General features: G+C 39.4%; 26 protein-coding genes and 1 pseudogene. 10 read left to right on the top strand and 17 right to left on the bottom strand.

Translation table 11 applies throughout. The features are described 5' to 3' along the window. Positions 1–306: 306 nt before the first annotated feature. Positions 307–726, top strand: a complete 420-nt coding sequence (locus A2G56_RS07540) for a MarR family winged helix-turn-helix transcriptional regulator (RefSeq protein ID WP_062711014.1) — start codon at positions 307–309, stop codon at positions 724–726. Between the two features lie 570 nt (positions 727–1,296). Here the strand turns inward: A2G56_RS07540 and A2G56_RS07535 are convergent. The 3 genes from A2G56_RS07535 to A2G56_RS07525 are packed head-to-tail and all read right to left on the bottom strand — an operon-like array spanning position 1,297 to position 3,923. Continuing rightward, on the bottom strand, positions 1,297–3,213 hold the full coding sequence (locus A2G56_RS07535; RefSeq protein WP_062711012.1) for a copper-translocating P-type ATPase: 1,917 nt from the start codon (positions 3,211–3,213) through the stop codon (positions 1,297–1,299). A gap of 14 nt (positions 3,214–3,227) precedes the next feature. Next, on the bottom strand, positions 3,228–3,536 hold the full coding sequence (locus A2G56_RS07530) for a cupredoxin domain-containing protein (protein ID WP_062711009.1): 309 nt from the start codon (positions 3,534–3,536) through the stop codon (positions 3,228–3,230). A gap of 15 nt (positions 3,537–3,551) precedes the next feature. Continuing rightward, positions 3,552–3,923 (bottom strand): cupredoxin domain-containing protein, encoded by a 372-nt coding sequence (locus A2G56_RS07525; protein WP_172793793.1) that lies wholly within the window; start codon positions 3,921–3,923, stop codon positions 3,552–3,554. A 148-nt stretch (positions 3,924–4,071) separates the two neighbouring features. Between A2G56_RS07525 and A2G56_RS07520 the strand changes: the two genes are divergently transcribed. After that, positions 4,072–4,692 carry an NUDIX hydrolase gene (locus tag A2G56_RS07520; protein ID WP_062711006.1) on the top strand — a complete coding sequence of 207 codons (621 nt, stop codon included), beginning with the start codon at positions 4,072–4,074 and terminating at the stop codon, positions 4,690–4,692. 985 nt (positions 4,693–5,677) lie between these two features. On the opposite strand, the gene A2G56_RS07515 is transcribed toward A2G56_RS07520, so the two are convergent. Both A2G56_RS07515 and A2G56_RS07510 read right to left on the bottom strand, forming a co-directional pair. Continuing rightward, a complete protein-coding gene (locus A2G56_RS07515) occupies positions 5,678–6,898 on the bottom strand; it encodes an ABC transporter permease (RefSeq protein ID WP_062711002.1) in 1,221 nt (406 codons plus the stop codon). Further along, positions 6,895–7,788, bottom strand: coding sequence for an ABC transporter ATP-binding protein (locus A2G56_RS07510; protein WP_062710999.1), 894 nt, complete (start codon positions 7,786–7,788; stop codon positions 6,895–6,897). The genes A2G56_RS07515 and A2G56_RS07510 overlap by 4 nt, the downstream gene beginning before the upstream one ends. Before the next feature lie 238 nt (positions 7,789–8,026). Here A2G56_RS07510 and A2G56_RS07505 point away from each other — a divergent pair, with 238 nt between their 5' ends. Genes A2G56_RS07505 through A2G56_RS07495 form a run of 3 tightly spaced genes read left to right on the top strand, consistent with a single transcriptional unit; the run spans position 8,027 to position 9,964 of the window. After that, positions 8,027–8,353, top strand: coding sequence for a PadR family transcriptional regulator (locus A2G56_RS07505; RefSeq protein ID WP_062710996.1), 327 nt, complete (start codon positions 8,027–8,029; stop codon positions 8,351–8,353). Beyond that, a complete protein-coding gene (locus A2G56_RS07500) occupies positions 8,340–8,924 on the top strand; it encodes a DUF1700 domain-containing protein (RefSeq protein WP_062710993.1) in 585 nt (194 codons plus the stop codon). Before A2G56_RS07505 ends, A2G56_RS07500 begins: the two co-directional genes overlap by 14 nt. After that, a complete protein-coding gene (locus A2G56_RS07495; protein WP_062710991.1) occupies positions 8,921–9,964 on the top strand; it encodes a DUF4097 family beta strand repeat-containing protein in 1,044 nt (347 codons plus the stop codon). The genes A2G56_RS07500 and A2G56_RS07495 overlap by 4 nt, the downstream gene beginning before the upstream one ends. 96 nt (positions 9,965–10,060) lie before the next feature. Here the strand turns inward: A2G56_RS07495 and A2G56_RS07490 are convergent, their stop codons facing one another. Continuing rightward, complete coding sequence (locus tag A2G56_RS07490; RefSeq protein ID WP_062710989.1) at positions 10,061–10,414, bottom strand: DUF1304 domain-containing protein; 354 nt, start codon at positions 10,412–10,414, stop codon at positions 10,061–10,063. A gap of 369 nt (positions 10,415–10,783) precedes the next feature. On the opposite strand from A2G56_RS07490, the gene A2G56_RS07485 reads away from it, so the two are divergent. Beyond that, entirely contained in the window at positions 10,784–10,984 is a 201-nt protein-coding gene (locus tag A2G56_RS07485) for a hypothetical protein (protein ID WP_062710986.1), read from the top strand. 478 nt (positions 10,985–11,462) lie between these two features. Beyond that, positions 11,463–11,651: pseudogene (locus A2G56_RS10300) on the top strand (tyrosine-type recombinase/integrase); the annotation flags it as partial. A 92-nt stretch (positions 11,652–11,743) separates the two neighbouring features. Here A2G56_RS10300 and rpsD read toward each other — a convergent pair. The 10 genes from rpsD to mnmA form a co-directional block, all read right to left on the bottom strand. Beyond that, complete coding sequence (gene rpsD, locus A2G56_RS07480; protein WP_062710983.1) at positions 11,744–12,355, bottom strand: 30S ribosomal protein S4; 612 nt, start codon at positions 12,353–12,355, stop codon at positions 11,744–11,746. Positions 12,356–12,573: 218 nt separating this feature from the next. After that, complete coding sequence (locus tag A2G56_RS10690) at positions 12,574–12,822, bottom strand: hypothetical protein (protein ID WP_157761209.1); 249 nt, start codon at positions 12,820–12,822, stop codon at positions 12,574–12,576. A gap of 389 nt (positions 12,823–13,211) precedes the next feature. Then, positions 13,212–13,580 carry a helix-turn-helix domain-containing protein gene (locus A2G56_RS07475; RefSeq protein WP_099091500.1) on the bottom strand — a complete coding sequence of 123 codons (369 nt, stop codon included), beginning with the start codon at positions 13,578–13,580 and terminating at the stop codon, positions 13,212–13,214. 176 nt (positions 13,581–13,756) lie between these two features. After that, positions 13,757–14,044, bottom strand: coding sequence for a Veg family protein (locus tag A2G56_RS07470; protein WP_062710977.1), 288 nt, complete (start codon positions 14,042–14,044; stop codon positions 13,757–13,759). A gap of 60 nt (positions 14,045–14,104) precedes the next feature. Beyond that, positions 14,105–15,466: a replicative DNA helicase gene (gene dnaB / locus A2G56_RS07465; protein WP_062710975.1), complete on the bottom strand. Its 1,362-nt coding sequence runs from the start codon at positions 15,464–15,466 to the stop codon at positions 14,105–14,107. 43 nt (positions 15,467–15,509) lie between these two features. After that, positions 15,510–15,962 carry a 50S ribosomal protein L9 gene (rplI, locus tag A2G56_RS07460; RefSeq protein ID WP_062710972.1) on the bottom strand — a complete coding sequence of 151 codons (453 nt, stop codon included), beginning with the start codon at positions 15,960–15,962 and terminating at the stop codon, positions 15,510–15,512. Between the two features lie 3 nt (positions 15,963–15,965). Continuing rightward, the gene (locus A2G56_RS07455; RefSeq protein WP_062710969.1) at positions 15,966–17,933 is read right to left on the bottom strand and encodes a DHH family phosphoesterase; all 1,968 of its coding nucleotides are present in this window, start codon (positions 17,931–17,933) and stop codon (positions 15,966–15,968) included. An 87-nt stretch (positions 17,934–18,020) separates the two neighbouring features. Beyond that, on the bottom strand, positions 18,021–19,922 hold the full coding sequence (gene mnmG, locus A2G56_RS07450; protein WP_062710966.1) for a tRNA uridine-5-carboxymethylaminomethyl(34) synthesis enzyme MnmG: 1,902 nt from the start codon (positions 19,920–19,922) through the stop codon (positions 18,021–18,023). A 1-nt stretch (position 19,923) separates the two neighbouring features. After that, the gene (locus A2G56_RS07445; RefSeq protein WP_062710963.1) at positions 19,924–20,379 is read right to left on the bottom strand and encodes an NUDIX hydrolase; all 456 of its coding nucleotides are present in this window, start codon (positions 20,377–20,379) and stop codon (positions 19,924–19,926) included. Between the two features lie 162 nt (positions 20,380–20,541). Next, a complete protein-coding gene (mnmA, locus tag A2G56_RS07440; RefSeq protein WP_062710961.1) occupies positions 20,542–21,663 on the bottom strand; it encodes a tRNA 2-thiouridine(34) synthase MnmA in 1,122 nt (373 codons plus the stop codon). Positions 21,664–21,879: 216 nt separating this feature from the next. Here mnmA and sdaAB point away from each other — a divergent pair, with 216 nt between their 5' ends. The 3 genes from sdaAB to A2G56_RS07425 are packed head-to-tail and all read left to right on the top strand — an operon-like array spanning position 21,880 to position 24,035. Beyond that, positions 21,880–22,554, top strand: coding sequence for an L-serine ammonia-lyase, iron-sulfur-dependent subunit beta (sdaAB, locus tag A2G56_RS07435; protein ID WP_062710956.1), 675 nt, complete (start codon positions 21,880–21,882; stop codon positions 22,552–22,554). A gap of 11 nt (positions 22,555–22,565) precedes the next feature. After that, complete coding sequence (sdaAA, locus tag A2G56_RS07430; RefSeq protein ID WP_062710953.1) at positions 22,566–23,441, top strand: L-serine ammonia-lyase, iron-sulfur-dependent, subunit alpha; 876 nt, start codon at positions 22,566–22,568, stop codon at positions 23,439–23,441. After that, positions 23,442–24,035 (top strand): histidine phosphatase family protein, encoded by a 594-nt coding sequence (locus A2G56_RS07425; protein WP_062710951.1) that lies wholly within the window; start codon positions 23,442–23,444, stop codon positions 24,033–24,035. A gap of 24 nt (positions 24,036–24,059) precedes the next feature. Here the strand turns inward: A2G56_RS07425 and A2G56_RS07420 are convergent, their stop codons facing one another. Continuing rightward, the gene (locus A2G56_RS07420) at positions 24,060–24,773 is read right to left on the bottom strand and encodes a lysozyme family protein (protein ID WP_062710948.1); all 714 of its coding nucleotides are present in this window, start codon (positions 24,771–24,773) and stop codon (positions 24,060–24,062) included. Between the last annotated feature and the right edge of the window lie 672 nt (positions 24,774–25,445).

The following is a 25,445-nucleotide window of genomic DNA, read 5'->3' as shown; positions in this document are numbered from 1 at the left end:
TATGTCTGATTCGATCCCCTTCATAATGCAATTGCGATAAAAAGCTATCTCTTTTTTATTCACAACAGTAAGAATGACACGTGATGTCCTTACAGAGAGCTCCTCTGCTCCACAGGAAATGACAAACACTGAGCTTTTATCTTTAAAGCAGCAGACAAACTACTTGTTAACCTCCGTCCAGCTCCTTCGAGAGTCTTAGCGTGTTATGATCATGGTCTCTTCCTTTCAATGTGAAACATTGAACATTCTCCTTGTTTGGAACAGCTTCCTATGATAGTATTTTAATAAAACAGTGAAGGAGTCATTATGCCACAAGATGTCATTTCAGTATTAATCAAACGTGCTAGTTTAGCCTTAGACAAAAAAGCCAATGCCTTCCTGAATCCTTACGGATTGACCTATGCGCAATTTAAAATTCTCGAATATGTCGCTCATCATGATGAATTATCCGTCACTCAAAAGATGATCGAAGATCGTTTTTCCATGACCAATCCAACAGTTACAGGTATCATTCAAAACTTAGAAAAGAAAGACTTGATCTATCGCCAACAAAATCCAAATGATGGACGTAGCAAGGTGCTAGGATTGACCCAAAAAACGAAGGATTTAAAACCTCATCTCCATGCTGCCGCTCATAACATTAACCAAGATTTTACAAAGTCGTTAGATCCAGATCAACAAGAGACACTGGCTCAACTATTAAAACTTTTGATTGCAGACCATTAAACGCTAAACTAATGATAACATCCTGCTATTTAGGCTGATGGCATAGCTAGAAAGTTGTCACCAAGTGCCATAAGAATTTTTTCTCTGATGCAGCTTCATAACCAATGTCTTTTGTCACAAAAAATCCTATAAAAACGCTCAAATAACTGTTAAAACCAGGACCAACATTACACTCTTTATCTAGATGTATACCCTTTTCGTTTTGTCGTAAGAAAAGTATAGACACATGACATAGTTATTTCCGAATAATTATTCAGTTTAAAACAGATACTTTTATTGCTTTTTCTAAATTAAAATAGTTAAACTATAATGGGTATTTTTGAGAAATACCCGAATTTTGAAACACAGAAAGCTTCAGTTTCACTCTAAAAATATTTCATCTATTTGCCGTGGATGACCTAGCGTTTCACAAAAAAATCAATCTAAACTGTCAAAGCAACCAAAGTGCCTAAGGAGTCCTCTCAGTTAGATCACTAAGTCCGTTAACGTCTTGAAAAAGCTACACTCAAAGAAGAAAATGATCATACCCAACACAAAACCACCTCATCTGCTAGAATGAGGTGGTTTTTGCTAGATATTCGGTAATTTAGATTGATTTAATAATAACGAACTTGTTAATACAGACAAGGAACTCATTGCCATAGCCAATCCTGCTAATTCTGGATTAAGTGTCAATCCAAAAGCCACAAAAAGACCTGCTGCGATGGGAATACCAATTACATTGTAAATAGATGCCCAGAAAAGGTTGAGTAGAATACGATTAAAAGTTTTCTTACTCATATCATAAGCCTTAACGACACCTAATAAGTCATTTTGAATCAGGACCACGCCTCCTGATTCAATTGCGATATCAGTTCCTGCCCCCATAGCAATACCAACATCAGCTAGACTTAGGGCTGGTGCATCATTGATGCCATCACCAACGAAGGCCACTTTTCCTTCTTTTTGAAGAGCTTTAATCTGGTCTGCCTTATCCTGTGGTAAGACATCAGAAATCACTTGGTTGATACCAACTTCTTTAGCAATAGCTTGGGCGACACCTTCATTATCCCCTGTCAACATAACCGTTTTCAGTCCTCTATTCTCCAAGGCTTGGATAGCCTGTTTAGACGTTTCTTTAGGCGCATCTTGGATGGCAATTAACCCAATCACATCTGAGCCTTTCGATAGAATAACCACTGTCTTAGCTTGATGCTGCCACTCTTGCATCTGATGCTCTAAATCGGCTGGAAAATGCTTGCCTTCTTGCAAACGACGATTTCCCAAGAAAACCAACTGACCTTGATAAGTTCCCGTCACCCCTTGTCCTTCAACAGCTTGAAAGTCTTCTATGGCGTCGTATTCAATGCCCTTAGTTTCCGCATAAGCCATGATAGCTGTGGCTAAGGGGTGTTCTGATGAAGCTTCAAGCGCTGCAGCAATTGCCAAAACCTCTTCTTGATCACCGGCCACATCTGTCACCCTAGGCTTACCGAGAGTAATGGTTCCTGTTTTATCCAAAACCACGGTATCAATATGTTGTAACGCCTGTAAAACCGTTCCGTTTTTAATCAACACCCCCATCTTAGCGCTTCGTCCAGTCCCAACCATCAGAGCCGTTGGAGTCGCCAAACCAAGTGCACAAGGGCAAGCGATAATCAAAACAGAGACCGCATAAATCATGGCCTGAGTGCTACCTGCTCCTAAAAATGAATACCAAACAACAAAGGTCAAAATGGCCAGAATGACCACCACAGGGACAAAAATTCCTGAAATCTTATCCGTCAAGTCTTGGATTGGGGCATGGCTTGATTGTGCTTTTTTGACAAAATCAACAATCTGAGATAGCATCGTGTCCTTACCAACCTTGGTAGCTTTAAAGGTAATCATGCCGTTAGCATTTATAGTTGAACCGATCACCGTATCACCGACAGTCTTGCTGACTGGCATGCTCTCCCCAGTAACCATGGACTCATCAATACTAGTTTTTCCCTCTGTGATCGTGCCATCTACCGCAATTTTCTCTCCGGGTTTGACCTTAATAAGATCATCAATGACAATATCTTCCAGAGCAACCTCCATAAAATCACCATTTCTGAAGACACTAGCTGACTTGACCTGCAAATCAAGCAATTTCTCCACTGCCTGAGACGCATTTTTCCGCATGCGCTCTTCAAAAACTTGCCCTAGAAGAACAAACATGATAATAAAACCGGCACTCTCAAAATAAACAGGTAAACCATTAAAAATAGCATAAACGCTATAAATGTAGGCAACAGAAGTTCCCAAGGCTACTAGAGTATCCATATTAGCATTGTGGTTTTTAAAAGAAGCCCAAGCACTTTTAAGAAATGGAAACCCTGAAAACATCATGATAATAGTCGTAAAGAAAAAGGTTCCCCACTCAATTATCTTATGGTCTAGGGTATGCGTAAACATGGCAATCATGAAAAAAACCATGGGTACTGAACAAGCAAATGCAACCCAGAAACGACTTTTAATCGTCATCAAAACGCTCCTTTCTATTTAACAAGCAGGGTGCCGTGATACATGTCCATGCCACAAGCAAAGTCAAACTCACCTTTTTCGTTCGGGGTAAGCTCTACAAGAAAATCCTCTTTTATCGGTAGATCCACCTTGATATCGAAATCAGGAAACACCACTTGATCAAAACAAGCTGACTCTGTCTGACGGTCAAAAATGATACGTGCAGGAATACCTTTTTTCAAAACGATTCGTTCGGGTTTGTAACCACCATCGACAAGCACACGCACTTCCTGAAAATCTCCTTTTTGCTCGGCTTTTACTTCCATTGTCTTTTTAAAAAACATTCCCTATCCTCTTTTCTATTTAACAATCACTTTCCCATGAATCATGTTCATGCCGCAGGCAAAGCCAAATTCTCCCGCCTCTTCTGGTGTAAACTGAATAGGAAAATCCTTCTTCATAGGAAGATCTTCATGTACCCCAAAATCTGAAAAAACAACCTGATCCAAGCAAGATGATGGATCCTTGCGGTTGAAAATCAAAGTCGCTGGCAGTCCCTTTTTCAAAACAATCGTTTGTGGGATATAGCCACCATCAACGGAAACACGAATTTCCTGATGATCTCCACGAACAACAGCCTCCTGTTGAGAGACCTCATGTTTACCAAAAAACCACCAGATGATGAAGGCTATCAAAGCTAAACTAAGTATCATTACAAGACTATTTACCACTGTAATCTCCTTTTTTGTTTACATTTGTAGACACATTATAACAAGGTCACATTCTTTTGTCAATCGATTCTCTATTCTTTATGTTACTAATTAGTATAAATTGATTTTTCCTTAAGACTAAGCTAAAATAAAATATGGAGGAACTACAATGCTATCATCTATCGAAAAAACGATAAAATCCTATCATCCAAGACCGCTTGGGCAAGATAGAGCCTATGCTGTGCTCCTACCTTTGATGCGTATTGATGACGAGTGGCATGTTCTTTACGAAGTTCGTAGCGAAAACATTTCCCAACCTGGTGAAGTTTCATTTCCCGGCGGACGTATCGAGGAAGGAGAGTGTCCAGAGGCAGCCGCCGTCCGAGAAACGCATGAGGAGTTGAACATTCCTAAAGAAGCCATTAATATTTTCGGTGAGATTGATTACCTCGTCCAACATCATCGAACCATTCATTGCTTTGTTGGAGAAATTCACATCGACTGTCTATCATCAATCTGTCCTAACAAGGATGAAGTTGCCAGCATCTACACTATCCCTCTCAAATCACTTTTAAATACCCCTCCTACCTACTACAATCTTCGTTCTAAAATGAAACCTGAAGAAGATTTTCCTGTCGATCGTCTGCTTAAAAACGGTAAAGATTATCGCTTCAAATCACGCGCTGATAAAATCCCCTTTTATGAACAAGGTCCTGAAACCCTCTGGGGATTAACTGCCATGTTTACCCACCGTTTTACTGAAATCATCAAAGATTGTGATATCGATTGAAAAGCACATCCTAGGATGTGGCTTTTTCTTATGCTCCTAAAACCATGCTTTGTCTTTGACATTCGACTCTCTAGCAATTCATATGTCCCACTCTTTTCACGCAGACATGGGGCAGACACGAGGTTTTCTTTGTAGCAGTTCCTCTTGCTTTGTGTCATCTGCTCAAAGTGATATGACGAGTTACGACGTTCTTGATAGACAGACGGTAATTTCCTATGAAAAACCGACACCTTAAGCGGATTATCCGTCGACTCGGTCGCAAGTGTTACTAAGCCATACTATTTCCATAAATCCAGACCATTTGGCAGAGCCATTGCTTCGAAGTACTCATAGCACATACCTTCCAAACAGGCATTTTTTTAGTTGATTAACTGTTTTTTCTTAGCATGATTCAAAGGCACATTGTCTTTAAAAACGCTTAACCGTTCAAAATAGCCACTCCGAAAGGTTAGCCTCTCATAGTCGCACTTAGTTTGTGTCAAAGCCACTGATTGCTGACCACCATTTCTGGCAATATCCTCAATCAAACAGCAATAGTCTAGAAAGTTCCAGGAATGGTGATTACTATTTTTGCAACATAACCATACCAATTAAGAAATAAGGATTTTTCCTTTCTTTAAAGGTCAAAATCACTTCACTAATCATTTCCCATATGACACCTTCGCCTATGCTATTGATGCAAACATGATCGCCAATCTAGCTAACCTGACCAATCACATCTCACCAAAGCTAAAAAGGGTTGAACTTTCGATGAGATAAACCCTTGAATACATATCCCCATATGATCACCAACCAAAACCTCAACTCGTTTAACTCGTTCATAAGATGTGACTTGATGGGTTGCTAATACTTCCTCAACCAACTCATCAGAAGTGTCAGATTCTCAACTAACGACTGCCCGCACACGATATACTATCGCCTATTATGCTTTTGTTATCATACTATCTATAAAAAAAGTGAACTGGATAACCAGCTCACTTCAGCTTTACTTATTACTTAATCCACGTTTAAGACTCTTGAAAAGACCGATATCATCTGTCTGCAAAATCAAACCGGCATAGGATTTACCGATGTATAGGGTACAAAGAATAGCTGTCACTGCTAAAATACCCAAGGAAATCAGAGCCTCATTTGTACTAGCATAACCATTAATCAAACGAATAGGCATGAAGAAGGATGATATAAAGGGAATGTAAGAACCAATCTCTAACATCACGTTATCATGCCCTTGTTGTCCCAGCGTAATGGCACCAATAAAACCTACAATAACCAGGTACATAACCGGCTGTACCGCCTTGTTGACATCTTCCACACGAACGACCAAGGAGCCACAAAGCGCCGCTAAAACCACATAAAGTAGAATACCGAAGATAGCAAAGAAAAGCATGCTCCAGTCTAGATTATCAATAATAGTATCGACCATAGGTTTAGCAACATCGATGATGTCCTTACTAAATGCAAAGTGAGGTAAAAGCCTGTAGGCTAGAATTCCCCCAAGAGCATAGACACCAATATGGGTAGTAATGACACCGAAAATCCCTAAAATACGACCATAGAAATAGAGATTGGCCGGCACACTTGAGAAAATCACTTCCATAATTTTGGTACCTTTTTCACTGGCAATCTCTTGAGCCGTTGAGCCAGCATAGGTCAAAATAATGAAGTACATGATAAAGGTTAGCCCGAAGAAGGTAATATATTTACCTGCTTTTTTCAGGTCATCCTTTTCCTTGATTTCTTCTTTGAAAGTCGGTTCTTGCGCCAACGTTTCAATTTGTTTTGGACTCAAATTAGCCTCAGCTATGTTCAATTGATTCTGCAAGCCTCCTAATACTTGGAGCAACTGCCCTTTGGTATTTCCAGCTAGACTCGTGTGGCTATGATAAGTGGCTTGTACCTGTTTATCAACTGTATCAACTAGAACGTATCCTGAAATATCCTCAGCCTTTTGCGCTTTTTTAGCAGCTTTCTCCGTCTGATACTTCAGCGTCACATCATCAATCCCTTTGAAGGCTGTTTTCAAGGCATTATCCGACAAAACGACAGCCACTTTGTCTGATGAATGACCTGCTGCTGAGCCTGTTAAATAGCCTATCCCCATTGTAAAACCAATAAAAATAAAGGGAGATAGAACCATGAGGAGGAAAGCCCAAGTCTTGACCTGTCTTAGATAGGTTTCTTTAGCAACTAATAGTAGCTGTTTCATAATTCTACCCCCGATTTCATCTTGAAAATTTCATCAATAGTTGGTGCCTGTTGGTCAAATGTAGCGATATAATGCCCTCCGCTAATAGCCCTGAATAACATCGGGCCTGCAGCTTCATCATCCAGAACCAAGCGCCAGTAACCTTGCTTAGTCTTACTAACAGAAGTCACATGAGCCAGATTTTCCAGACGTTCTCTTGGCACATCATTTGAAACAAAGAGACGGGTCCGACCAAATGACTCACGAATCTCTTGAATACTACCATTAAGAACAACTTCACCATCGCTAATCATGACTAGAGAATCACATAATTCTTCAACGTTAGTCATGACATGGTCTGAAAAGATGATCGTCGCTCCGCGCTCTTTTTCGGCTAAAATAACCTTTTTCAAAAGAGCTGTATTAACAGGATCAAGCCCAGAAAAGGGTTCATCCAAAATAATCAAACTAGGTTCATGAATTAAGGTAATGATCAACTGGATTTTTTGTTGATTTCCCTTTGAAAGGCTTTTGATCTTATCTGTTAGCTTACCCTTAACTTCCAACTTTTCCATCCAAAGAGGAAGCTTTTGGCTAACTTCTTTACGAGACATGCCTTTGAGATTCGCCAGGTAGCGGACCTGTTCAAAAACAGTTAACTTAGGCATTAGGCTACGTTCCTCTGGTAAATAACCGATTTGCGTATTGGTTTTTGTAGTTAAAGGATGCCCATTTAACTCAATTTTTCCATCATAGTTTACAAAATTTAAAATGGAATGAAAGAGTGTCGTCTTACCAGAACCATTTTTTCCAACCAAGCCACAAATACTTCCAGATGGCACTTCAAATGACATCTCTCTAAGCACTTCGTTCTTTCCATAACTCTTGGAGAGTCTTGAAATCCTAATCATCTTTACCTCTTTCTAATCGTAACTAGCATCTGTTGCTCGTATAAAACCAGCAAAACGTTTTCAATAATTATAGTTTAACATAAATGCTAGTTTAATTAAAAAGAATTTGTGAAAATTGCCTATTTTAAATATATTATTTTTTTATATATAAAATATTGATATATCCCTAATATTAGTTTATAATTGATGTATAGAATAATTATATATAAAACTTTTATATAAAAAAGGAGCTGATGACATGTATTTTCCAGTATCATCAACCCTGATTGAATTTTTGATCTTAGCCATTCTAGAAAAGGAGGATTCCTACGGTTATGAGATTAGCCAAACCATCAAATTGGTCGCAGCTATCAAGGAATCCACTCTCTACCCCATTTTAAAAAAATTAGGACAGGCCGGCTATGTCTCTAATTACAGTCAGGAACATCAAGGGCGTAAACGCAAATATTATGCTCTAACAGCTGAGGGAATAGAGCACCTCACTTATTTAAAATTACAATGGAGAAGTTACAAGGAGACCCTAGATGGGATTGTGGAAGGGAGTTTGAGACATGACAAGGACTGAGTACCTAAAGCAGTTAGATCATTACTTGCACCGTTTACCAGAGGAAGATTACCAAGAAGCTATGGAATACTTTACCGAATATTTTGACGAAGCTGGACCTGAAAACGAGGACCGTGTTATCGAAGAGCTGGGAACACCTAAGGAGGCTGCACAAGATATCCTCAATGCCCTTTGGGATAAAAAAGAAGGCGAGGCAGACCATAGCCAAAAATCACGCGCTAAAACCCTTTGGGTTGCCCTCCTAGCCCTTTTTGCTGCACCTTTGGCACTCCCTGCTATCATTTTAATCGCAGGACTCATATTTGCTTTCATCGCCATTATTTTTGCCTTTTTTGTCACAGCCCTTTCACTCTTAGTAGCTGGTATTGCTGTTTTAGGCGTTCTCATTTGGGAAAGCTTCACACTGGTGTCAAATTCTTTAGCAGCTATGGCTTTAGGAATTGGAACAGGGCTATTAGTTTTAGGAATAGGCTTACTTCTTTGGCTCCTGTTTATGGCACTAGCCAAAGCAATGACTCGTATCCTCCTCGCTGTTATTAGTCGTTTCACTAAGAAAGGAAGTGCAGCATGAAAAAAACAAATAAAGTCCTTTTCATTCTTTCTCTCATCTTGATTAGTTGTGGAACAGTAGCTGTTTTATGGGGACATAGCCATGGTGGTCTACAAGACATCAAAGAGGCAACAGCAACTAAAAAAGTTGAGCAAGAGTTATCCAGTTTTAAACACTTAGACCTCAAACTAAACACTCGTGACCTTATTATTGAACCGTCCAAAGATGATAAATGGCATTTGACATACTATACTGGTAGTAAAGTCTTAGGCAAATTAGCAGTTAAACAAGATGGTGATAACCTATCTCTCAAACAATCTCATGAAACTACCACTGTCACAGGACTAATATCCGCTTTGGGGTATTACCTCAACAATCAAGATCAGGATAGCCATGATGTTGTCTTATCCGTTCCTAAAAATGCTAACTTTGATAGCATCAAAGGCTATGTTTCAGGCTCAACCCATCTCTATCATTTCCCAATCAAAGAAGTCGATCTAACATCTGAGTCCATCTACACTGATGACACAGTCATTTCAAAAGCTAATTTTTCAGCTACTTCTCTCTACTTGGATAATAGTAACATCAGTGGATTGAAACTAGAGGCATCTGATTACCTTTCTTTAACAAATTCTACTATTAATAAAGGACAGTTTAAGGGAAACTCGACGACCATAGACGTGGATAACAGTCATCTCCAAAATACAGCTATTAAACTCGAAGATGGAACGCTCACTTTAACAGATACCGAGCTAGATAATGTCAACCTGTCTGGTGACAGCAATACCATCACTGCTAAACAACTATCTCTCAAGAATCTCACTGAAATCACCAGCCGTTATAGTGACATCACTATTCATTTAGAAGAGAAGACACGTTCTACAACAAACTTCAATCTCAAAGTAACCGATGAGGAACTTAGCCTTTCTGATGCCATTGCTAGTTCAGATCAGATGACCACTGACGAGGACCAAGAAAATCTTAGTTTTCATAAACAAGTTAAGGATAACAAAGCAACATTGACTATTAACAGTAAGGAAGGTCCTGTCTCAATCGACTAATTTGACAATGAGAAAAAGCTCTCCAATTGATCCATACCTCAACAATGAGACCGAAAACTCTAGTGTTGAGGGCGCTTCAAAACGGAAAGCTTTTTCTTAAAACAGTAAGGTAATGAGAGCCAAAATCGCCAGACCACCTTGGGTCAAGATGATTTTCTTATCAGCAGTCAATGCTCCGTAAGCTGCGGCAAAAACCACATTAAGCAAAAAGACTACGACCAACGTCTGATTGCTTGTCAAAATCCCAAATAACAAAAAAATAGCAATCAAACCATTGTAAATCCCCTGATTCTTAAAGAGTTTGCTGACCGAATCACGCGAACGCTCCTCCTGAGACATCTTAAAAACACGACCTGTGGCTTTCGACTGGGTTGCAAACGTCTCTAAATACATGATATAAAAATGTTCCAAAGCTACTAAAGTAGCTAAAATAAGCGTAATAACTGACATGTTTTCCTCTTTTTCTAAACGAGTCTCTGCTGAGACTAACTGTATTTTATTATCATATTACAAAAAACGCTAAATCGCACTGATTTTGTCTCTCGCAATCAGGTCAAATGTCTGGCGAACATGTCTTTTTCAAAAAATATTTTTTCGTTTAAAAAACCATTTTTTAGGTAGAAGATATGTTATAATGCCCCTAAAAATAAGGAATCGTTCATGCCCTTGTGCTAATTTTATGAAAGTATTTGGAAACAATGTGTATCTAGAAAATGGTTACACGCTGGTCATTCCTGCTTACAATGTATCTCGTTTCAAAAATAGGTTAAGCAATTCACAATAATGTGATACAATAAAAGAAAATGAAAGAAGTTACTTATGGATAAAAATACTGTTATTAAACGCCTACGTGAAGAACTAAAAATGCCAAAATTTAATGCTTTCTTTGAAGAAAAAGACTATACGGAAGAAGAGTATCAACAATTAAAAACTGACCTACTCAATTACTATCGTGACTATGTTGATAATGTTGAGGCAGACTTCCAAGGTGGTTTAAAAACCAATGATGGCCGTAAATAAGTTAGCACCAGCAAATGGCTGGTGTTTTCTTATGACTCTTTGTCTTAAATGATTTATTGCTTTAGCGATGGCACTGCCAATACTCAACACCAAGTGTCCCACATACTTTGATAAGATTTCATCTAAAACAAAAGAAACGAAAGAATGCTTCGCTTGCAAAAATTTTCATAGAAAATAGATGAACAGTTGCGAACACTTACTGCTAGAAAGGGTTGTCTGTTTTCACAAGAAGGTAGTGCTGCGTTCTAAAATGCCTGCCTTGTTAGTTTTGTGACACCTTCTAGCGTCAAAAGTCCCAACCAACTTAACAAGACACGTCCACTTTAACACAGCGAAAAAGTAGTGAATGCCCTCTCCCGTCGGAGATCTCCTCACCATTAAGTTTAGTATGTTTCTAAGTTGCTTCACCAAAAATCAGTGAATATGCGCCATAGCAATAGGATAATATTGTTGTATCGTTTTTATTTCATTTTACACTGTCGGCTTCCACGGCTTCCGTCATACTCACGCAAGTTTATTATTAAATGCTGGCATACGTTACGAGGAACTACAAAATAGGTTAGGCCATTCTACCTTATCAATGACGATGGATACCTATAGCCACCTTTCTAAAGAGAACGCAAAAAAAGCTGTCTCATTTTTTGAAATAGCAATAAATGCCCTGTAACTGAACAAATTCCTGAACAAATTTGTAAATAGCTAATTTTGACAAAGCAAAAAGCCCGCAACCACGGGCTTTCAAAGTGCTTAATCTTAAAATTAAAGCATTTTGTTGTAGAATTCAACGATAAGGGCTTCGTTAATTTCTGGGTGGATTTCATCACGCTCTGGAAGACGTGAAAGTGATCCTTCAAGTTTTTCAGCATCGAATGATACAAACGCTGGACGTCCAACTGTAGCTTCAACTGCTTCAAGGATAGCTGGAACTTTAGCTGATTTTTCACGAACTGAGATGACTTGACCAACTTCAACACGGTATGATGGGATATCAACGCGTTTTCCATCAACAAGGATGTGACCGTGGTTTACAAACTGACGAGCTTGACGACGAGTAGTTGCAAGACCTAAACGGTAAACAACGTTGTCAAGGCGACGTTCAAGAAGAAGCATGAAGTTGTAACCAAGGATTCCACCTTTGATTTTGCTTGCTTGTACGAACAAGTTACGGAATTGTTTTTCACCCATTCCATAAGTGAAACGCAATTTTTGCTTCTCAGCTAATTGCAAACCGTATTCAGAAAGTTTTGAACGGTTGTTTGGTCCGTGTTGTCCTGGAACATAGTTACGGCGGGCAAGCTCTTTACCTGTTCCTGTAAGTGACAAGCCAAGACGACGGGCTTGTTTCCATGATGGTCCTGTATAACGTGACATTAAAAATGTCCTCCTCTTTATTTTTTGAAACTAGCTAACTAGCTTCTTTTTTGAGGAAATATGATTGTCCAATCCTGATTCGTGCAGATGCCCTTCGCCTAAACAGCCAAGGTTACTTGTATTTCAAGGTATCTGTTGACGAGCTTCATATTGAACTGCCATTATTTCACACAAAGAATATTATAGCATTCCCTTACTCTTTTGTAAAGAAAATTTCTCTAGTCTTTTTTTGGAAAAATGTAATAATAAAAAATCAACCCGATAATAACAGCTGGTGGAATAGCACAGAGGTTGCTTTGGCTAGATACTTCAATGATGGCCTTGATAATGGCAGCTAGCTGATCAAACAAATCAGAAGAATCCAAACGGCCACTCAAGATAAACATTGACAAAGCAAAAATCAAAACATAGGTAACTACTCCATAGCGGAAAGCTAGCTTCTTGTCATGTCTGATATGAGTCCTCAACAACTAGGACTTCTAAGGGAAGTTCTATTATTTGTGATAATTCAACCATATTTCTTTTGTTCGGATAAGTACCCCCATTTTCCTATGTTGACATAGTCTTATCTGGTACGTTTATTTTTTCTGCCACATCCGCCTATGTTAAAGCATGTACTTGACGATACTCCTTTAACTTGATGGCTAACACCGTTTCTTTTTCCAATATCATCGCTTCCTTAGCTTCAATCTTACTAAAAACAATCTCTATTTGACAGGAAAAGGCTAAAAAGGGAGAAAACGAGGGTCGATGAGTTACCAGAAACATTTAAATCATTGTCAACTTGCTTTACATTTTTGTCAATTTTTTTGTAAACTAAAATCCTCTTAAGAGCTCTTTAATTATTCGGCAGAGGCTATTGTCGTTTTGCGCCAATAATAAATAACACGATAACACTTGCGAAAAATACATAATTTTTAGTCTGTATACCCATTATAATGAAAGGAATCATAAAAACCATAAATATATAGTCAATGCGATAATTCCCTATACGTAACCCTTGACTTTCTTTTTGTGAACTTTCAATAAGTAAGGACTCAATGCTCACTCCTAGTTGATTACTAATCCTTATCATATTGCGCTTACTAGGATAGGTTTCTCCATTTTCCCATTTTGAAATTGTCTTATCAGAAACATCTAATTGCTCTGCCAGTTCTGCTTGTGTCAATCCATGTACTTGGCGATACTCTTTTAACTTGATGGCTAACATCGTTTCTTTTTCCAATATCATCACCTCCTTACCTTAAAGCTTACTAAAAATATGCTCTCTTTTACAGGATAAGGCTAAAAAGAGAGAAAATGAGAGTCAATCATTCACTAGAAAGAGACAAATGTTTGTCAACTACCTTTACTCAAATATCAACTTTTATGTAAATAAAAAACCCCTTAGGAGGTCTTTAGTTAGTCAGCTAATTCCTCATCAAAGTAGCGGATTAGCGTTTTCTCTGTCAAGATATCAGAGTAAGTATAAGATTCAACGTAAGAGTTATTAATGGCTCCCGGCTCATCTGATTGTTCGTTATATTCTACAATAAACAATGATTGATAGACTTCAATCAAACGACCTGTTTTGGTTTTTTCACGTTTACGACCATTCTCTAATGTTAATTCCACTAACTGTCCTTCGTGGTTCTTGATATCATCTTTAATTTTTTTCATTTTTGCTACATCAGCAAATGCATCACTCATACGATTTCTCCTATTTCTTAAACAAGCTACTTTACACTCTTGTCAACTTACCTATCAAGTTTAAAACTCTTCAAACTGAGCTATACTTGAAAACTTATTATATTCTTTTTGGAACATTAACTTAACTGTTCCACGCGCACCAGCACGGTTCTTCTCCAGGATAACTTCCACCGTGTTATCTTCAATGGCTTCCTCAGCTTCCTCACCTTCTTTACGATAATAATCATCACGGTAAAGAAAGGCAACAATATCGGCATCTTGCTCAATAGACCCTGACTCACGGATATCAGATAAAACAGGGCGTTTATCTTGACGTTGCTCAACACCACGCGAGAGCTGACTAAGGGCAATAACTGGGACACGTAATTCTTTTGCTAAAATTTTCAACTGACGAGAAATTTCCGAAACTTCTTGTTGCCGATTTTCAGGTCTTGTCCCTGTAATCAGCTGCAAATAATCAATGACAATCAGCCCCAGTCCACCTTCAACCTCCTGCGCTAATTTTCGTGAACGCGCTCGAATTTCTGTAATCTTGATCCCAGGGGTATCATCGATATAAATAGGGGCTTCCGCTAAAGCTCCTTGAGCAATCATGACATTATTCCAATCCTGATCCGTTAATTGTCCCGTCCTCAAAGCGTGAGAATCAATCATGCCTTCTGCGGCTAACATCCGGTCGACTAAGCTTTCTGCTCCCATTTCAAGAGAGAAAATGGCCACAGCTTTATTTTGTTTTGTCCCAACATTTTGGGCAATATTAAGAACAAATGCTGTCTTACCAACCGCAGGGCGGGCTGCCAAGATTATTAGCTGGTCTGGGTGTAAACCTGTTGTAATACGATCCAAATCTCTGAAACCCGTTGGGAGCCCCGTCACATCAGAAGTTTGTTGTGCTCTAATCTCGAGACTTTCAAAGTTTTGATCCAGCACACTTGCAATCGTTCTAAAACCGCTGCGATTACTGTGCTCATTAATAGTAATCAGGGCTTTCTCTGCACCAGCAATAATTTCCTCTGACTCGAGTGATCCCTCATAGGCCTCATTGATAGTGTCTGTCAAATGCTTTATAATATTGCGCAGCATCGCTTTTTCAGCCACAATTTTAGCGTAATAATCAGCATTAGCACTAGTCGGTACACTATTGACTAACTCAACAATATAAGAGAGGCCTCCGATATTTTGAAGGTCTCCTTGACTATCAAGAATATTTCTGACAGTTGTCGCATCGATAGCATCATGACGATCACTTAACGTAACCATAGCTCTAAAAATAACCTTATGAGCATACTTATAAAAGTCATCTGCTTCGATAAATTCGCGAACCGTTATCAACTTGTCTGGTGAGATAAAGATTGATCCTAAAACAGACTGCTCGGCTACCAAATCTTGTGGCTGTAGACGTAATTCTTGTGTCTCCGCCATCTCCTCACCTCCTTGTCGATTTTATGTAACTCTTTATGACTGATTAAGCTTCTTTAACTGCTAACTTGATGTCAGCAGTTACTTCTTTGTGTAGTTTAACGGGTACTTCAATCAAACCAATAGCCCGAATAGGGTGGGCTAATTCAATATGACGTTTATCCACTTTAATATCAAATTGCTTTTGCAATTCTTCAGCAATTTTTTTAGCAGTAATAGAGCCAAAAGTACGACCGTCTGGGCCAACTTTTTCCGTAAATTGCACACGCGTTTCTTCTTTTTCAAGCTCAACTTTGGTTGCTTTTGCTTCTGCTAAAATCTCAGCTTGGTGCTTTTCTTCCGACTTTTGTTTTCCTTTAAGTTCACCAATAGCTTGATTGGTTGCTTCCTTAGCCAAATTTTTCTTTAATAAGAAGTTTTGAGCGTATCCTGTTGGTACTTCTTTAACTTCTCCTTTTTTACCTTTTCCTTTGACATCTTGTAAAAAAATAACTTTCATTACCTACTCCTCTTCTACTTCTTGATCAATAATATCTAGTAATTGCGCTTCTAAATCAATAACAGCAATATCATCGCATTGACACGCAGCAAGGTTGAAATGACCTCCGCCGCCCAGCTGTTCCATAATACGCTGAACATTGACATCATTACGACTCCTTGCGGAAATAGTTGTTTGACCTTTAGGATTCTTAGAAATCACAAAACTTGCCTCAACATCTGCCATCATTAACAGACTATCAGCCGCTTTACTTGCAATAACATTATTATAAGGAACATCCTCTGGACCACTAGCGATCATGAGACGTTTTTTATAAGGTTTTGCCTTTAAAATCAACTCATTAACCTGACGGTATTCTTCGAAATCGGTTGCCGCGATAGATTGAATCTCAACACTATCACTACCCAAAGTCCTAAGATAGCTGGCCACATCAAAAGTACGGCTAGTGACTCGAGTTGAAAAATTCTTAGTATCAAGCATAATACCAGCCATCAAGAGGCTAGCTTGAAGCTTGTTTAGTTTACTTGTTTTGGCATTTTGGAAAGTAATCAATTCTGTCACCAATTCTGCTGCAGAACTGGCACCACTTTCAATAAAACTTAACACAGCATTGTCAGGAAAGTCGTCATCACGTCGGTGATGGTCAACAACAATCGTCTCTCGACATTCATCAAACAGCTCTTTTGAAAGCGTCAGACTTGTTTTAGAATGATCAACCATAATCAATAAAGACCTGTAATCAACCATCTGTAGGGCTTCCGAAACTGTCACAAGGTTCACTGTTTCATCTTGTTTAAGGCGCTCGATGGCTCTTTCAATATCCATTCCCATATCATTGGGATCATAGACAACATAAGATTCTGAAACCAACTGACTCGCAAAAAATTGCATCCCGACAGAAGATCCCAAAGCATCCATGTCTAAGCGACGGTGCCCAACAACAAATACCTTATCAACTGACTTGATTTTATCTGAAATGGCTGACATCATAGCGCGAGTTCTGGTACGTGAACGTTTCACGGTTGAAACGGTTCCTCCACCAAAATACATCAAGTCTGCATGTTCCTCGTTTTCCTTGAGAACAACTTGGTCACCGCCACGAACTAAGGCTATATTAAGATTTTCTTGGGCAATGACCCCAATTTGATCGTGATGTCCTCTACCGTAAGCAATCCCCATACTTAGGGTCAATGATAAGTCATATTCTTGAGCTTCCTGACGGAAACGGTCTAAAATATCAAACTTATCATTCATTAACGTTTCAAGGGTGCCATAATCCGTGAAGAAATAAAAACGGTCCATAGCTACACGACGGTAAAAAATCGCATGTTCTTCAGCAAAATTGGCAATAAAATTAGCAATAAAGCTGTTGATACTTGAAATGTCGGCATCGGCCATATTATCGGTGAAATCATCATAATTATCGACAGACATAATCCCGATAACAGGACGTTTTTTGATCGTCTTTTGACTACCTTCAATTTCTTGGCTAGCATCGAAGAAGTAAAAGACACCAGATTCCAAGTCCATATAGGAATTATACCTAGCTTCACCGATCGTAATGCTACGAGTGAGTGCCCCCTGCTTATGAGCTTCCAGTAAATCAAGAACCACTTGGGTATCAAATTGCCCAGTCTCTTGATCGCTAAAAATCAACTGAGCATAGGGATTATACCAATCAATTTCACTGGCTTCTGGATTAAATTTAATGACCCCGACTGGCATCTTATCAAGTAAAGCCTTCAAACTTACCTCAGTTTGGTCATTTAATAGTTCAATTTGCTCATCTTCGGATAACTGATAACTTTTTTTCTGAAAATAAAGCAAGGTTGTCAAAGATAAGCATGCCAAAAAAATAGCAATCAATAAGCTGGTTTCTGACTGCGTTAGACGCACACTGATGGCCAATAAACCAAATACAATCATGCCAATCATCACAAGATGAATGGTTTCAAAACGAAATCTTTTCATTTAATAACCTCTTAGGGTCATATTATACCACAAAAAGCCCTGAATATCAGGACTCTTTGCACCTATCTAAGATTACAGTTTGATTACTTATTGAAGGTTTCTACGGGCTTTATTATTCCCTTCTAAGTAAACCATCAAAATGGAAATATCGGCTGGGTTGACACCTGAAATACGGCTAGCTTGACCGATAGTTTCTGGATTGATTTTCTTGAATTTCTGACGAGCTTCTGTCGCAATAGAATCAATGGCATCCCAATCAATATTAGCAGGAATACGTTTTTCTTCCATCCGTTTCATCTTGTCAACTTGGTCAAGAGCCTTATTAATGTAGCCTTCGTATTTGATTTCTGTTTCCAATAGTTCAATGACCTTACTATCCAGCTCTTCTACGGCTGGACCAACAAACTCGGTTGCTAGCTTGTAGTCAATTTCTGGACGACGCATAAAAGCCTTAGCTGTCATAGCATCTGTCAATGGTTTAAAACCTAGTGCCTGAATACGTTCATTGGTTTGCTTGACAGGTTTTAGCTTAACCGTGTCAAGTCTTGTCAACTCATTGTCAAATTGATTTTTTTTGATTTCAAAGATATTCCAACGTTCATCGTCAACTAAACCAACTTGTCGACCAAGTGGTGTCAACCGCATATCAGCATTATCATGACGAAGAATAAGTCGGTATTCAGCACGAGAGGTCAACAAACGATAAGGCTCCAGAGTCCCTTTTGTAACAAGGTCATCAATCATGACACCGATGTAAGCATCCGAGCGTTTTAAAATAAATTCAGGCTTGCCTTGAACTTTAAGAGCAGCATTGATACCCGCAATAATCCCTTGTCCTGCAGCTTCCTCATAACCAGATGTACCATTAGTCTGTCCGGCTGTAAAGAGACCCGAAATAACCTTAGTCTCTAGCGTAGCACGCAATTGATGTGGTAAGACAATGTCATATTCGATAGCATAACCGGTACGCATCATTTCAGCATTTTCCAAGCCTTTTACTGAATGAATCAGATCGCGTTGCACATCTTCTGGCAATGAGGTTGACAGTCCTTGAACGTAAACTTCATCTGTCTGACGCCCTTCTGGTTCAAGGAAAAGCTGGTGACGTTCTTTATCAGCAAAACGCACAATCTTGTCTTCAATTGATGGACAATAGCGAGGTCCAACTCCTTTAACAACACCTGAAAACATTGGCGCACGGTGAAGATTTTCTTTGATTAAGTCATGACTTGTCTCATTGGTGTATGTCAACCAACAGTCAACTTGATCTGTAATATAATCTTCATCCTTAGACAGGAATGAAAAATGATTCGGTTTGATATCGCCAGGTTGCACCTCTGTCACGGAATAATTAATGGTTGAGCCCTTGACACGCGGCGGTGTTCCTGTTTTAAAACGATCAATTTCCAGACCATGTTTAGCAAGATTATCAGCCAGTGTAATAGAGGCTAAGCTATTGTTTGGACCAGACGAATACTTAAGATCACCTAAAATGATTTCACCGCGTAAAGCTGTACCAGTTGTGATGATAACTGCACGCGCACCATATTTTTGACCAGTCGCTGTTAAAACACCAACAACCTTACCATCTTCAACCAAGATATCATCAATCATGCTTTGACGAAGAGTCAAGTTTTCTTGCTGCTCAACTGTTTTTTTCATTTCTACAGCATAAAGATGCTTATCAGCTTGAGCACGAAGAGCACGCACCGCGGGACCTTTACCCGTGTTGAGCATTTTCATCTGGATATAGGTCTTATCAATGTTTTTACCCATCTCGCCGCCAAGGGCATCGATTTCACGTACGACAATCCCTTTAGCCGATCCCCCAATAGAGGGGTTACATGGCATAAAAGCCAACATTTCTAAGTTAATCGTAGCTAGTAAGGTTTTGCAACCCATACGGCTTGCTGCCAAGGCAGCTTCCACTCCCGCATGACCGGCACCAACAACGATAACGTCAAATTCTTCTACAAAATGATGTTCCACTTTAATCTTCTCCATCTTTATTTATAACATGTCTTAACTGTCCATTCCAGTTTTTTAAAGCTTTTTTGAGGAAAGCGGGTTTGATTTCAAAATCATCCAGTTTATTCAAAGGCAGCCATTCACAGGGGTAACTTTTTTCACCTTCAACCATCTCAGTCGGTAGTTCTTCAAATGGTTTGATTAAATAATGGAATTCAATATTATGGAAATTACCCCCATTAACTGTAAACTGATTTTCCACCACAAAGGCCAAATCTACTATCTCACCAGTAATGCCGACTTCTTCTTGCATTTCACGAAGAACCGCTTGTGAACTCGCTTCTCCAACTTCAATCGCACCACCGATAGTATGGTAGCCGTCTTCATGCTTGCTTAAAAATATGTGACTATCTCTAATGATCAAGGCTGTCGCACGGACTCCAAAACTGTGATGATCAACCTCTGTCCGAAAATCCATCCTCTTCCTCCAACTTAGACACAAAAATAGCCAAAACCCGTATCATTGCAAGCCAAAAAGACCTGCAAGACCATGAGCTTTGACTTTCATGATATTACTGAATTTAGTTTATCAAATAACTCCTAAGGATTCAAGGCATAAGAAAACTTTCCTCATACTACCTTAGATATACTGACAAGCGACACCATCTTTGTAAGCTTGATCGATAATGCCACCACCAAGACACTCATCACCGTCATAGAAAACAACAGCTTGTCCTGGTGTGATAGCACGCTGAGGTTCAGCAAAGATAACTTCTGCCTTGTCGCCCTTAACCTTGACAGTTACTTTACTATCTGGTTGACGGTAACGGAACTTGGCTGTGCATTCTAACGTGAACTCTTCTGGCATCTCACGTGTAAAGTGTATGGTTGAAGCGTCAAGTGAGGTTGACATAAGTGACTCATGGTAAAAGCCTTGTCCAACATAGAGAATATTTTTTGACAAATCTTTTCCAACAACAAACCAAGGCTCATTGTCGCCACCTTGTTGGCCACCGATACCAAGTCCGCCACGTTGACCGATGGTATAATACATCAAGCCAGCGTGTTCTCCCATATCACGACCATCAACTGTCATCATGCGACCTTTTTGAGCTGGAAGGTATTGGCTGAGAAATTCTTTGAAATTCTTCTCACCAATAAAACAAATTCCCGTTGAGTCTTTTTTCTTAGCTGTTGCAAGTCCTGCTCGCTCAGCAATTTCACGTACTTCAGACTTTTGCAAATGACCAAGTGGAAACATGGTTTTTTGCAATTGTTCTTGTGATAATTGACTTAGGAAATAGGTTTGATCCTTACCGTTATCTGCCCCACGAAGCATGTGGACAGTCCCATCTTCGTCACGGGAAACCTGTGCATAATGCCCAGTTGCGACGTAATCAGCCCCAAGGCTCATAGCATAATCTAAGAAAGCCTTGAATTTAATCTCTTTATTACACATGACGTCTGGATTAGGAGTGCGTCCTGCACGATATTCTGCCAAGAAATACTCAAACACACGATCCCAATACTCTTTTTCAAAATTAACTGAGTAGTAAGGTATCCCAATCTGATCAGCCACCGCTGCAACATCCTTGTAGTCTTCTGTCGCTGTACAGACACCAAATTCGTCAGTATCATCCCAGTTTTTCATGAAGACACCAACAACGTCATAACCTTGCTCTTTAAGCATAAGAGCTGTGACTGAGGAGTCAACTCCTCCACTCATGCCGACAACGACACGAGTCTTTGAATTATCAATCATATGATAAGTCTCCCATCTTTTCGTTTTTTAACGCACGATTTGAAGGTCGTCGTTTTCAAAAGTCGATTTGAAGGTCGATTTTGAAGCCCAAAGGCAGACTACATTATAACACGATTTTGATAGATTTCCAAAAGCTGACAACTTGCTGAAAATCCTCTATTTTTAAAACGCTTTATTTGTTATAATAGACACAACGTTTAATCTTAGGAGAATGGCATGAAACCCTTAAAATTTCAATCTGTTTTTGATATTATTGGCCCTGTTATGATTGGTCCATCGAGTAGTCATACCGCAGGCGCTGTACGAATTGGACGACTCATCCACTCCATTTTTGGGAAAGAACCTACGGAAGTCACTTTTCACCTCTACAATTCATTTGCCAAAACTTATCGGGGCCATGGTACAGACCGTGCTCTTGTTGCTGGGATAATGGGAATGGATACAGACAATCCTGATATTAAAAATTCTCTGGAAATAGCTCATGAAAAAGGCATTCGTATCTACTGGGAAATCTTGAAAGAAGGCGATGCGCCGCATCCAAATACCGTTAAAATCGAAGTTAAAGATGCTGACGGCAGTAGTATGAGCCTAACTGGTATTTCAATTGGTGGTGGTAATATTGAAGTCACCGAATTAAATGGTTTTGCGGTAACCTTGCAGATGAACACACCAACGATTATCGTTGTCCATCAAGATATCCCTGGCATGATTGCGAGAGTAACAGATATCTTATCAGATTACAATATCAACATCGCTCAAATGAATGTGACACGTGAGAATGCAGGTCAAAAAGCCATTATGATCATTGAAGTAGACTCAAGAGACTGTCAAGAAGCTGTCAAGGCTATTGAGAACATTCCACATCTCTATAATGTCAATTACTTTGGGTAAGGAGGCCATATATGTTCTACTCGATCGAAGAATTAGTTCAACAGGCAGAAGAAAACTACAAGGGGTCAGTAGCAGATTTAATGGTTGCCACTGAAACTAGCTTGACAGGTCGTCAAGCAGATGAAATTCGCTTCATCATGTCCCGTAATTTAGACGTCATGCTAGCTTCTGTAAAAGATGGGCTGAATGATGATAAGTCTGTTAGTGGATTGACAGGTGGTGATGCTCTGAAACTGCACCACTACATCCAAGCTGGCAATACTTTATCTGAATCTACTATCCTGACCGCTGCCCGAAATGCTATTGCAGTCAATGAACAAAATGCCAAAATGGGACTAGTCTGTGCTACTCCGACAGCTGGTAGCGCTGGTTGTATTCCAGCAATCATTTCAACAGCAATTGAAAAATTAAAGTTGACTCGAGAAGAGCAACTTGACTTCCTTTTTACAGCAGGTGCCTTTGGATTAGTTATTGCCAATAATGCTTCCATCTCCGGAGCAGAAGGTGGTTGTCAAGCAGAGGTTGGATCAGCTGCGGCCATGGGAGCTGCGGCTATCACAATGGCTGCTGGCGGTAGTGCTTACCAAGCCAGTCAGGCCATCGCCTTTGTCATAAAAAATCTTCTAGGACTAGTTTGTGATCCCGTTGCAGGTTTGGTTGAAGTTCCATGTGTCAAGCGTAATGCTATGGGAGCTAGTTTCGCCCTAGTAGCAGCCGATATGGCTCTAGCTGGTATTGAGTCAAAAATTCCTGTTGATGAAGTTGTTGATGCTATGTATCAAGTCGGTAAGACCATGCCGACAGCCTTCAAAGAAACTGCCGAAGGTGGGCTAGCTGCTACACCAACTGGCAAACGTTATGCCCAAGAAATTTTTGGAGGTATCTAGATGAAGCAAACGGTTTATCTTGTTCGACATGCTGAACCTAACTACAACAATCATAACGATGAAGACAGAGAGTTAACACCAAAAGGTTTACAAGATTGTCAACTTTTGCTGGATTACTTTAACTCCATTACCATAGATAGCATCTATTCCAGTCCCTTTAAACGTGCCATTCAAACCATAACTGAACTAGCTGAAGAAAAAAAGTTACTTATCCAAATAACAGAAAACTTTAAAGAGCGTAAAATTGATAATATTTGGATCGATGACTTTAATGATTTTGCTAAACGTCAATGGCAAGATTTTAGTTATCAATTAGCCAGTGGCGAAAGTCTACAACAGGTACAAGATAGGACAATCCAAGAACTACAGAAAATTCTTGATAAGAAAGAAAAGACTCTGCTCATTTCATCCCACGGGACAGCCATCTCAACAATCATCAACTATTATGATAAGCAGTTTAGCTTTGACAACTTTCAAGACATTAAAAAATTAATGCCATTCGTTGCAACTTTAATATTCAAGGATGGCAAGATAGAAGACATTTCTATTACAAACCTTTTTACTAAGCAAGCAGAATATTTAAAAAGAAGTTGACGAGGGTGTCAACTTCTTTTTAATTTAGTAACCCCAAGCTGATAGGCCTTGGGCATTATAAGCATTAATCGCAGAATTGATTTGATCTTGTACGGTTGCTGTTGAACCCCATCCTGGCATGGTTTGGAAAAGACCAGAGGCACCTGAGGCATTGCGAGCGCCAACTTGGCCATTTGATTCACGAGCAATGATGTGTTCCCAAGTGGCTTGGTCAACACCTGTTGCTGCTGCCATCTGAGCTGCTGCATAAGCCCCATCTCTACCGGCAGTATTTCCATTTGATAAGACACGTCCTGACGGTGCAACATGTTGCTGTGTCATTTGGGTCTGAGCCGGAACGCCTGTTGCTACTTGAGTATTATAAGTTGCTTTCGTCGCCACTGACTCTTGACTAGCGGCAGCAACCGTTGTTTCTTCTGGAGTCGCTACTTCAGCAACTTCTGTAATTGAAGCATCGGGCTGAGTGGCACTCTCTTCTGTACTTGATGTACTTGGTTTGTCCGAAGTACTTGAGGGTTGTGACGACGAGTCTTTGACGTCACTAGAAGATGAACTTGGCGCCTTAGATTGATCAGTTGAACTAGCTTTTACCTCTTCAGACTCAGCTTTCGAAAAATAACTGTTTGAACTAAACATACCTGTTGCCACTAAAATAGCTCCACAAGCTAAGATAGCCAACATAAATAATAAACCTGATTTCTTCATTCTATTCTCTTTCCATAATGTTTTTCTTGTCATAACAATCTATCTCTTTCTTAAAATAATCCTTATTTATCATACTCTTCTTTTATTACTTAATAGTAATAGTTATATGACAAATGTGTCAGTCAGTTTTTAAATTGATAAAGAAAGGCGAAAAATTGAGCAAAAATAAGCTTTTTATCTTAATACTAGCCATTAGTCTTCCTGAACTCGATCGCTGCCGCCCAAGACCCGTGAAATTCTTTAACCTGATTGTCAACAACTCTCTCGTAATGTTATGGTAACCAATCACCATTTAGATAAGAAAGTGCTAATTAGGAACAATCATCGCATTGGCCATTAACTTTCCCTTGACTCTTTTGGGCAATTTCTTTCTTAGCAGCTTGCTTTTTTTGAGTTAAAAAGAAAAAATGGTTGACACGCTAGTTTCTTTTTTCGAATTAATCTGAAATAATTTCAAAACCTGTCTGACTTTAATACGTTTGATCTCATTGATACGATTGACTTTAGTCAAAGTATGACTACCTTTTTGATGGTTGCCAAGAATACCTGATAAAACGTCACTTAACTTGACAATCTCTAAAACTTCATTGACAAACTAAGAATCTGAAAGTGTTCCCAAACGTTCCAATCCTGGTAAAGCTGATGCATCGACTTTTCTCTGATTTGGCATATTTGACTCCCCTTGTCGCGTAAATGTCCTGTAAA

This window comes from Streptococcus halotolerans (genome assembly GCF_001598035.1).
GTDB lineage: Bacteria > Bacillota > Bacilli > Lactobacillales > Streptococcaceae > Streptococcus > Streptococcus halotolerans.
Note: the sequence above shows the minus strand (reverse complement) of the source record. Positions and strands in the feature narration are given on the sequence as shown.